This window comes from Pseudoalteromonas sp. S1609 (assembly GCF_005887255.1).
Lineage (GTDB): Bacteria > Pseudomonadota > Gammaproteobacteria > Enterobacterales > Alteromonadaceae > Pseudoalteromonas.
This window is the reverse complement of record NZ_PNDJ01000141.1, coordinates 1-744: the sequence shown is the minus strand read 5'-3', so window position 1 is coordinate 744 and position 744 is coordinate 1. Positions and strand designations below refer to the sequence as shown.

The following is a 744-nucleotide window of genomic DNA, read 5'->3' as shown; positions in this document are numbered from 1 at the left end:
AAATAAGGAAAATAAAATGCATCCATTTTCATTAGAAAAAACACAAGAAGAGCAAGTTGTAGGTGGCGTAGCCTCTAAAGTTACTTATTTTGGCGGTTGTACAGAGGATGGCGGTGGTACCAATCCTACAGACCCAATTACAATGGCAATCCCAGAGGATGGTAACGATCCTCGTCCATTCCCACCAGAAGACTGGATGTAATTAAAAAATATAGTTTGAGATAACTTTTAACGTTACGTGAATTCTTGGCGGAGTATCACGTAATAAACACGGCAATAATGCCATTAACGAGAAAGTAAATAAGGAAAAGAAAATGCATCCATTTTCATTAGAAAAAACACAAAATGAGCAAGTTGTTGGTGGTAAAGGTGACTTCAATGTAACCCTCGCTTTAAAAGAGACCGGTGGCCCATTTGATCCGATCACTATGGCAATCCCAGAGGATGGTAACGATCCTCGTCCATTCCCACCAGAAGACTGGATGTAATTAAAAAATATAGTTTGAGATAACTTTTAACGTTACGTGAATTCTTGGCGGAGTATCACGTAATAAACACGGCAATAATGCCATTAACGAGAAAAGTAAATAAGGAAAAGAAATGCATCCATTTTCATTAGAAAAAACACAAAATGAGCAAGTTGTTGGTGGTAAAGGTGACTTCAATGTAACCCTCGCTTTAAAAGAGACCGGTGGCCCATTTGATCCCATCACTATGGCAATCACAGAGGATGGTAACGATCCT

Annotated in this window: 2 protein-coding genes; both read left to right on the top strand. The window is 38.8% G+C overall.

Annotation, left to right across the window (positions count from 1 at the left end):
• A partial coding sequence (locus CWB76_RS19100) for a hypothetical protein (RefSeq protein WP_212751302.1) occupies nt 1-202 on the top strand: 202 nt, incomplete at its 5' end.
• Between the two features lie 112 nt (nt 203-314).
• The gene (locus CWB76_RS20115) at nt 315-488 is read left to right on the top strand and encodes a hypothetical protein (protein ID WP_171039665.1); all 174 of its coding nucleotides are present in this window, start codon (nt 315-317) and stop codon (nt 486-488) included.
• Nucleotides 489-744: the final 256 nt, after the last annotated feature.